This window comes from Stenotrophomonas sp. S49 (assembly GCF_016624905.1).
Lineage (GTDB): Bacteria > Pseudomonadota > Gammaproteobacteria > Xanthomonadales > Xanthomonadaceae > Stenotrophomonas.
This window is the reverse complement of sequence record NZ_JACVUD010000171.1, coordinates 1-1,434: the sequence shown is the minus strand read 5'-3', so window position 1 is coordinate 1,434 and position 1,434 is coordinate 1. Positions and strand designations below refer to the sequence as shown.

General features: G+C 59.3%; 1 protein-coding gene. It reads right to left on the bottom strand.

Going from position 1 to position 1,434, the window contains the following annotated elements; genetic code table 11:
- Positions 1 to 34 precede the first annotated feature (34 nt).
- Positions 35 to 1,386, bottom strand: a protein-coding gene (locus IAE58_RS19845; protein WP_199934797.1) for an IS3 family transposase whose coding sequence is annotated in 2 segments (ribosomal slippage) — positions 35 to 939 and positions 939 to 1,386 — 1,353 coding nt in all. Because the reading frame shifts where the segments join, the coding sequence is not laid out codon by codon here.
- Positions 1,387 to 1,434: the final 48 nt, after the last annotated feature.

Genomic DNA, 1,434 nt, shown 5'->3' with positions numbered 1-1,434 from the left:
TGAAGTGACCCCCTGAAGTTGGACAGGTGGGGGATCAGGCGGCTAGGGCAGCCTGCTCCCGGTACTTTACCGGGCTCAAGCCCTTTAATTTCAAGCGGATACGATTCTCGTTGTAGTACCGGATGTACTCCACCAACCCAGCTTCCAGGCTATCGATGCTGTCAAAGGTGTTCAGGTAGAAGAATTCCGACTTCAAGGTCCCGAAAAAGCTCTCCATGGCCGCGTTGTCCAGGCAGTTGCCACGCCGGGACATGCTCTGTTTCAGCGAGTGCTTTTCGAGCTTGTGTCGGTAGTTTTCGTGCTGGTAGTGCCAGCCTTGGTCGGAGTGGATCATCGGCCGATCTTCGGGAGAGAGCTTCCTGATCGCTTGGTCCAGCATCTCACCCACCAGGTCAAACACGGGCCGGCGCTTCATCTGGTAGGCCACGATTTCGCCGTTGTAGAGGTCCATGATCGGCGAAAGATAGAGCTTCATGCCCTGCACCTTGAACTCGGTTACATCGGTCACCCACTTACGATTGGGCATCTCAGCCTCAAACTGGCGGCCCAGGTCGTTGGGAACCACGACATTGGCCGCTCCCTTGAACGCGCGATAGCGCTTGATGCGTACCCGCGAGCGCAGGCCCAGTTCGGTCATCAGCCGCTGGACCCGCTTGTGGTTGATGGCTTCGCCCTGATTGGCCAGCTCCAGCGTTATGCGGCGGTAGCCGTAGCGCCCTTGGTGCTTGTCGTAGATCGAGCGGATGCGCTCACGCAGTTTCTCCTCGCCCCCATTGGAATGGGCCAAGGCATTGATCTGGTAATAGAACGTGCTGCGAGAGAGCTCGGCCGCCTGGAGCAACAGCGGCAGTGCGTAGGTCTGCCTCAACCCTTGGACGGCTTGCGCTTTGCGTCTTGCGCCGCCTGCTCTTCCCGGATCAAGGCATCGAGTTTTTTTAGGTAAGCGGTCTCCGCACGCAGGTAGGCCACTTCCTTGAGGAGTTCATCGCGGCTCATGTCCTCGGCGGGCTTGGACGAGCGGGTCTTTTTCATCGGCTTTCGAGGCGGTAATGGTGGCGGCGCCAACGCTTGGGCACCCCCCTCAGCATACAGCCGCCGCCACTCACCCACCGCGCCGGCGCTGCCGATCTGGAAGAAAGTGGTGGCCTCACGCGCGGACATGCCGTCCTGGCTCATCTTCTCCAGGACGGCCAGCTTGAACTGGAGATCGTAAGACCGGGGTTTGCGCTTAAATCCTTGTCGGCCATGCAGCCGGTAGGTCGCTACCCATCGCCTCACCGTGGAGAACTCCAGACCATGGCGGCGGGCAACGGCCTTGACCGATGTGGAGGTGTTACAGGCCTCCTTGGCGACCTGCAACTTGAAACAAACCTCATATCTATTCATGCAAACCTCGGGGTCGGATCAGGTGTCCAACTCCCGGGGGTCACTTCA